This is a genomic window from bacterium (assembly GCA_035530055.1).
Classification (GTDB): Bacteria; UBA6262; WVXT01; order WVXT01; family WVXT01; genus WVXT01.
Genome location: DATKVN010000044.1, coordinates 1 through 7,453, shown reverse-complemented (window position 1 = coordinate 7,453; position 7,453 = coordinate 1). Strand labels below are relative to the sequence as shown.

Here is a 7,453-nt window from a genome sequence, read left to right as displayed (position 1 = left end):
TTTTGAGAGCAAGGGCTATAATGTAACTATGGTGGAGGATGGAATTAAGGCGCTCGAACTTTTAAGGAAGAAATACTTCGATATCATTCTCATGGACCTCAAAATGCCAGGGATAAGTGGAGTGGAGAGCTTCAAAGAAGTAAAGAATCTCCACCCCTCAGCAGCTATAATAATGATGACTGCTGGAAGCGTAAGGGAGGAGATAAAGGACGCTATGGGATCTGGAGTTGATGCGGTGGTCGATAAACCTTTTAATGTGAAAAAGCTTGTGGCCACTATTGAGTCTATCCTGGAAAGGCCTCTAATTTTGGTGGTCGATGACAGGGTTGAAGATCGTGAAACTCTAAGGGATATTCTGGTTGACAGAAACTACAGGGCATTCGTAGCTAAGGATGGCTATGAAGCAATCGATATTGTTCGCAGAAGCGATTTCGATGTCATACTTTTAGATATAAGGATGCCAGGAATGGATGGGATGGAAGTTCTGGAAGTGGTGAAAGAGATTAAACCCGATATAGGCGTAGTAATGATGACCGGATACTCTTCAGAGGGACTCGCGGGAAAATCGCTAAAGAAGGGAGCTTACACCTGTCTGTATAAGCCTTTCCTGGATATGGAAAAGTTGTTGAGGGTAATAGAAGAGGTCCAGGAGCAGAAGAAAGGAGTCGGTTCTTCCTGGCAGAGAGTGAAAGTCCTTTTGGTTGATGGGGAACCAGCTCACAAAGAAACAATTTCAAATATATTGACTGAAGAAGGATACAGGATAATTCCAGTCAATAATGGTTCAGAAGCGCTAAAGAGAGCAGAAGAGAGTTTCTTCAATGTTGCGCTTATAGACTTTGAGTTGTCAGATATGAGTGGTTTGGAATTGGCAACAAAATTGAAGGAGATGAATAGAAAGACCTGTGTGATTATGATGAGCCGATTCAGTGCACTTGATTTAGAGACTCTCGAAGAGTCGACAAGAAAGGCAATCTTTGATTACTTAATTGAACCAATAGATCCAGCTCAGTTAAAACGACTTATAAAAGAAGGTTTAAAAGAAGGAAAGAAGTAGTAAAGATTAGTGAATGTAGGGGCGGTCCGCTGTGGCCGCCCAGGGATGACACGGCGGTCATCCCCTACGGGACTGGTTTTGAGAAGATGGCAAAGGATAAGAATCTTGACTATGAGCGAGGAGGGTAAATTATGAATTACAGAACAGAAAGATTGGGAAAGGTGGAGAGGAGATTCGGGTTCTCTCTACTTTTGATTAGTATTATTCTTGTTTTTAATTTTGGTCTACTTTCGGCTGGAAGAGAAGGAGATGCTGAAATGCTTGCTTTCAATATCTCTGCCTCAGGTTTTAAGCTAGATGAGGGTTACCCACGTCCACGTGTGTTTACCCCAAATGGTGATGGTAATAATGAACAGGTAACTTTCGAATACGAAAATATTGATGAGAACAGTATAGTTTGCTGGATTTATGATATCAAAGGGTCGGCGGTAAGACAGCTTGATATCGTTGGAGGTGGGGAAGATAAGTTCACCTGGGATGGGAAAGACGAGGGTGGGAATATAGTACCTAGTGGCATATATATCTACCAGATAGAAGTAGAAGGCCAAACTATAAATGGCACAATAGTCCTTGCTAAATAAATTATGAATTATGAATGGTCAATTATAAATAAAAGGCGGTGTAGGGGCGGCCCGCCGTGGCCGCCCGAAAGGGATGGGACTGATGAACAAAAATGCCATTTTCATAGGGTTAGTGACTATAGTCTTGAGTCTTGGGTCTAATGTCTCTTTTGGGGATTTTGGGGACATTGGTGTGGGAGCGCGACCCATAGGAATGGGAAGTGCCTTTGTCGCTCTGGTTGACGATGTCCATTCCCTCTATTATAATCCTGCAGGATTGAGTCGACTAACCCAGCCAGAGTTCACCAGCGGATATGGAAGACTCTACTGGGGACTGGACGATGGGAGTAACCTGGGGAATGCATTCATCGGCTACGCTCATCCCCTGGAAAAATTGGGCGGAATAGGAGTGGGCTGGCTGAGCCTGGGGCTGAAGGGTTTTTATCGAGAAGATACCTTTATCTTCTCTTATGGCAATAAGTTATTTAGTTCGCTTTCTGCCGGGCTGAACTTCAAATTACTATACAAACGATATAATAATAACCAATACACAAAGTCTGACCCCCTTTTTCAGGAAAAAGGTTATTCCAGGATAGGATTTAGTAGTGATATTGGGCTTTTATATAATCTTACTGCCAATATCTTTTCTGGACTTTCCATCACAGATATCATTCAGCCAAATATGAATCTGGCAGATAAAAGAGATAAACTTCCCCTGGGAGTCAGAATAGGTGTTGCTTACAGAGATAAAATTAATTTAATTAATTTTGCCTTAGATGCTGTTTATAAACACAGGGAGTTTAACATTTCTGCTGGCGCGGAGAAGTGGCTCTCAGGTAAGTCAATGGGAGTTCGTGGAGGGATAGATATAGGGAGTGATGGCTTTAAGAGTTTCTCTCTGGGAGGAAGTTGTCAGGTATCTTCATTCGAAATAGATTATGCTTTCATCTATCCCCTTTCCGGGCTCAGAGGGACTTATGGTTCTCATCGTTTCTCAGTGACATTACGTTTTGGTGGGCTTAGGGAAACAGTATCAGAAACGCCAAGGCCTTCACCGGCAGAAATAGGTATTCCCACGAAACCTTTAAGTGAAGAAGAAAAAACAGAGGAAATGAGGAGATACTATTATCGTGGAATCGACCATTACAAGAGAGGGGAATATGAGGCAGCTATTGCTGAATTTGAAAAGGTTCTACAATTGAAACCGGATCATACTCAATCGCTAAGACTTATTGAGAGAGCAAAGGAGAGAATGAAAATTAAAAAGTAGCTGGAGGGGGAATGGGAAAAACTGGTGTAGGGATAAAGGCTTACCTTCTTATTTTATCTCTGATGCTGTTACTTTCTCTTCCCAGAGATGGTAATACAGGAGGAATATCAACTAGCTTCACTGAGGTGACTGTCCGGAACTTAAGTATCGGAAAGAACTATACAATTGGGCAGAAAGTTAATCGGCAATTGCGGGTGAGAAATAAAGGTAAAGATTCCGTTGGGTTGAAAATAGAAGTATTGGTGCCATCTAAAAGTGAATTGAAGGAGGGATATGAGCCAATTCCCGACGCTTCCTGGATAGAGTTGGAAAAGGATTACTTTTCTGTCGAGCCGTCAAAAAATGCAATGACTAATGTAATTGTCACTATTCCCCGCAATAAGAAATATCTAGGTAAGAAATATCAAGTTTACATCTGGTCACACACTGTGGGCAAGGGGAATCTACCCATTGCTTTGGGTTTGAAGAGCAGGCTTCTCCTTGAAATTTCTGAAAAGGAAAGGGATTTGTCTCAAGAGTTTGCAGGGAAATTAGACTTCGCTGTTTTTCCAGACGAGATGGTACTGGAGAATGTAAAAATAGGGGAAGTTTGCGATATTAAAAAAGTGATTGGAAAGGTATTAGAAGTGAAAAATCTTAGTCGTTATCCTCATATTTACGAGGTAAGAAGTATCTCTGCAAAAAGAGCAGGAATAGAAATTGAAGATGGATATGAGGACTGTCCCGACCCGGATTTTTTAACTTTTGACAAGTCGGATTTTGGTCTAAAAAGAAAGAAAAAAAGCAAGGTAAGGATGTACCTTAACTTTCCTGAAAGAGAAGAATATGCTGGCAAAAAATATATATTCGTTATTAGAATAAGACTCCTGGAAGAAGAGTTTCTTTTAAATCGTTATTTAAAACTTTACGTGACTACGGCAGCGGAATTTTAGACGTTCACCTTCGACATTTTTCCTTGACTTTACCTTCCTGATTTGATAGATTTTCGTAGCCTTCCTTTGGATTTTTCCTACAAAATTTCTTCGCTGGAAAGGAGTAGCAGAGCTTGCTCTGCGGTCAGTTAGCGCGAAACAAGTTTCGCTACTCCAATAATTGGAGTAGCACCGCTTGCGGTGCGTTTGCTTGCTCTGCGGCTAGTTAGCGCGAAACAAGTTTCGCTACTCCAACAGACTTGGTGAATCTTATGGAACATTCAGATTTCGTCCATTTACATCTGCACACTGAATACAGCCTTCTCGATGGTGCCTGTCGTATTCTGGATAACCATAAGGCTCCCGGGAATCTTATTCAGCGAGCATCCCAGTACAAGATGCCCGCTTTGGGAATTACTGACCATGGGAATATGTTTGGCGTAATTGGTTTTTACCAGGCATGTGTGAATAGCGGGATAAAACCGATTATAGGTTGCGAAATCTATGTTGCTCCACAAAGCCGGTATGTTAAGGAGGGAAGCGGTATATCGGGGGCAGCAAACCATCTAATTCTTTTAGCAAAGGACAAAACCGGGTATGAGAATTTGATTAGACTGGTGAGTATCGGCTATCTTGAAGGTTTCTACTACAGACCCCGGGTAGATAAGGAAGTACTTAAAGAATACTCAAAAGGACTGGTATGTTTGACTGGTTGCCTTAAGAGCGAGATTTCCCAGGCTATATTAAATGACGACCATGATAAGGCTAAAAAGGACATTTCCTTTTATGGCGAGATTTTCGGTAAGGAGAACCTTTACCTTGAACTGATAGATAACGGAATCAGTGAACAGGAGAAGGTCTGTGGAGAATTAATTAAATTAGGGAAAGAGATGGGAGTTCCATTGGTAGCTACCAACGATTGCCATTACGTGGATAAGACTGATGCCTATGCCCAGGAGATACTTCTCTGTATTGGTACCGGCAAAACGCTCGATGATCCCTCACATCTGAAGTTTTCCACAGAAGAATTCTACTTTAAATCCTCTCAAGAAATGAAGCAAATTTTTGCTGAAATCCCACAGGCAATAAAGAACACAATAGAGATTACTGAAAAATGTAACCTCCAGCTCGACTTTGAAACAATGCATTTGCCCGACTACAAAGTTCCGGAGAATTATAACTTCGATGAGTATTTAAAAAATCTTTGTGAACAAGGGTTAAAGAAAAGATATACGAAAGCTACGCCCGATATACGTAGACGGTTGGACTATGAGCTCTCGGTCATAAGCCAGATGGGGTTTGCCAGTTATTTCCTGATTGTGTGGGATTTCATAGAGTATGCGAAACATCAAAAGATAATGGTAGGTCCGGGTAGAGGGTCTGGCGCTGGAAGTCTCGTTGCCTATCTTCTGGGAATTACTGAACTGGACCCGTTGAAGTACGGTCTTCTATTTGAAAGATTCTTGAATCCTGGAAGAAAGAGTATGCCCGATCTCGATATCGATTTTGCCGATAATGGACGAGATAGAGTTATTGGTTATGTGAAGGAGAAATACGGACAAAAAAATGTAGCTCAGATTATAACTTTCGGAACTATGTTAGCCAGGGCTGTGGTCAGAGATACTGGCAGGGTATTGAATGTTCCTTTGCTTGAGGTAGATGGAATTGCCAAATTGATTCCTTTTGGCGAGACAATACAGGGTGCTTTACAGCTGGTGCCGGAATTGAACAGGCGATATGAGACTGAGGGCGTGGTCAGGAATCTATTGGACACGGCTCAGAGAATTGAAGGAATCAAACGCCATACGGGCGTCCATGCTGCAGGAATTGTAATTACCCCTGGAGAGATGGTTAATTATGTGCCCTTAGCAAAGAGTAGTAAGAATGTGGTAACTACTCAGTACGAAGATTCTGCCTTAATTAGATTGGGTCTTTTGAAAATAGATTTTCTGGGATTGAGAACACTGACGGTGATTGATGAAGCCTTGAAGCTTATAAGTAAGAGAGCGAAAGAAGCTCCCAGAGAACCCTCTGATATTCCCCTTGATGATAGGAAAACATACAAACTTTTAGCACAAGCAAAGTCTGCCGGTGTCTTTCAGTTGGAGAGTGCAGGAATGAGGGACCTTTTAAGAAAGTTAAAGCCAACAGAATTTTCCGACGTAATTGCCCTTGTAGCACTCTATCGTCCCGGTCCTATTGGGAGCGGAATGGTAGATGAGTTTGTGGCCAGAAAACATAAACGTGCGAAAATAAACTATGAACATCCTTCGCTTGAACCAATTCTAAAGGATACATATGGTGTAATCCTTTATCAAGAAGATGTTATGCGCATCGCTACGGAATTAGCAGGCTTTCCTCCAGAACAGGCTGATGTCTTGCGCCAGGCGATGGGGAAGAAGATACCTACAGAAATTGAAAGACAGCGAGAGAATTTTGTAAAGGGGGCAGGAAAGAAAGAAATTTCCCCAGGGAAAGCAAATAGAATATTCGATGCCATGGTGAAATTTGGTGGATACGGTTTCAATAAGTCCCACGCAAGTGCCTATGCGCTTCTGGCTTACCAGACTGCCTGGCTCAAAGCAAATTATCCACTGGAGTATATGACGGTGCTTTTAAGTAGCGAAATGGAGAATACCGATAAAATCGTAGAATATATATCTGAGTGTCATCAGATGGGCATCACTGTGCTGCCACCAAGTGTGGAGAAAAGTTTTTCAGAATTCAGAATAGAAAATGGGAATGTTCGCTTTGGTCTTTTAGCTATTAAGAATGTGGGGCACGGGGCTATAGACTCTATTGTAAGTGCCCGGGAAAGTGGAGAAGCGTTTACATCACTATGCGATTTTTGTGTTCGGGTTGACTCGAGGCTGGTCAATAGAAGAGCAGTTGAGAGCTTGATTAAGGCGGGGTGTTTCGATTCGCTTGGTCAACCAAGGGCTCAGTTATTTAAAGGATTGGACCTCGCTTTAGAGAAAGCATTGCGGGTCCAGAAGGAGCGACTGAGCGGTCAGACTTCTTTCATTGATCTCGTCGACTCTACTCTTGGAGAAGCAGAGGAATTGCCTCCCTCAAAGGAATGGCAAGAGAATAAATTACTGGCATACGAGAAGGAAGTACTGGGTTTCTATATTACAGGTCATCCCCTGGCAAAGTTTGCCGAAGAGATGAACAGTTATGTCAGCCATTCAATAGATAAACTGTACGAGTCAAAGACCGAAAGTCAAGTGAGCGTAGGGGGAATAATAGGTTCTCTCAACAAGAAGAAAACGAAGAAGGGTCAATTGATGGCTATCTTTAAGTTAGAGGACTTGACGGGAATGGTGGAAGTCATTGTTTTTCCCGACGCTTATGAGAAAGGCATAGGAAAGTGCTTGATTAGGGATGAGATGGTTATAGTCAAAGGAAGGCTTAATTGGCGGGAAGAGAAACCGAGGATTGTGGCTTCGGAAGTAATTCCCTTTAGTCGTGCCAGGGAGCTTCTCATCCACCAGATGACTTTGAAGCTATCCACAGCCGGGTTGGAAGAGGATACTTTAAAGAAATTGAAGGAACTATTTATAAAAAACCAGGGTAATTGCCGGGTGAATTTTAACCTGTCTGCCCAGCGTAATAGAATTGTGAACATAAGTTCAAAAACACAGGTCAAACTTAG

5 protein-coding genes are annotated in these 7,453 nt (G+C 42.2%); all 5 read left to right on the top strand.

The genetic code is table 11. From position 1 onward, the window contains the following. The coding region (locus VMW39_03885) for a response regulator (protein ID HUW23152.1) at positions 1–1,057 on the top strand (1,057 nt) is incomplete at its 5' end. Positions 1,058–1,188: 131 nt separating this feature from the next. Then, a complete protein-coding gene (locus tag VMW39_03880) occupies positions 1,189–1,638 on the top strand; it encodes a gliding motility-associated C-terminal domain-containing protein (GenBank protein ID HUW23151.1) in 450 nt (149 codons plus the stop codon). An 82-nt stretch (positions 1,639–1,720) separates the two neighbouring features. Next, positions 1,721–2,887: a tetratricopeptide repeat protein gene (locus VMW39_03875; GenBank protein ID HUW23150.1), complete on the top strand. Its 1,167-nt coding sequence runs from the start codon at positions 1,721–1,723 to the stop codon at positions 2,885–2,887. 11 nt (positions 2,888–2,898) lie between these two features. Continuing rightward, positions 2,899–3,819 carry a hypothetical protein gene (locus VMW39_03870; protein HUW23149.1) on the top strand — a complete coding sequence of 307 codons (921 nt, stop codon included), beginning with the start codon at positions 2,899–2,901 and terminating at the stop codon, positions 3,817–3,819. A gap of 251 nt (positions 3,820–4,070) precedes the next feature. Then, positions 4,071–7,453, top strand: a 3,383-nt coding sequence (locus VMW39_03865) for a DNA polymerase III subunit alpha (protein HUW23148.1), incomplete at its 3' end; no start/stop codon positions are given.

What these genes read in the sequence shown, in the direction of transcription:
- VMW39_03880 (HUW23151.1), top strand. Translation starts at nt 1,189, where the DNA reads ATGAATTACAGAACAGAAAGATTGGGAAAGGTGGAGAGGAGATTCGGG.
- VMW39_03875 (HUW23150.1), top strand. Translation starts at nt 1,721, where the DNA reads ATGAACAAAAATGCCATTTTCATAGGGTTAGTGACTATAGTCTTGAGT.
- VMW39_03870 (HUW23149.1), top strand. Translation starts at nt 2,899, where the DNA reads ATGGGAAAAACTGGTGTAGGGATAAAGGCTTACCTTCTTATTTTATCT.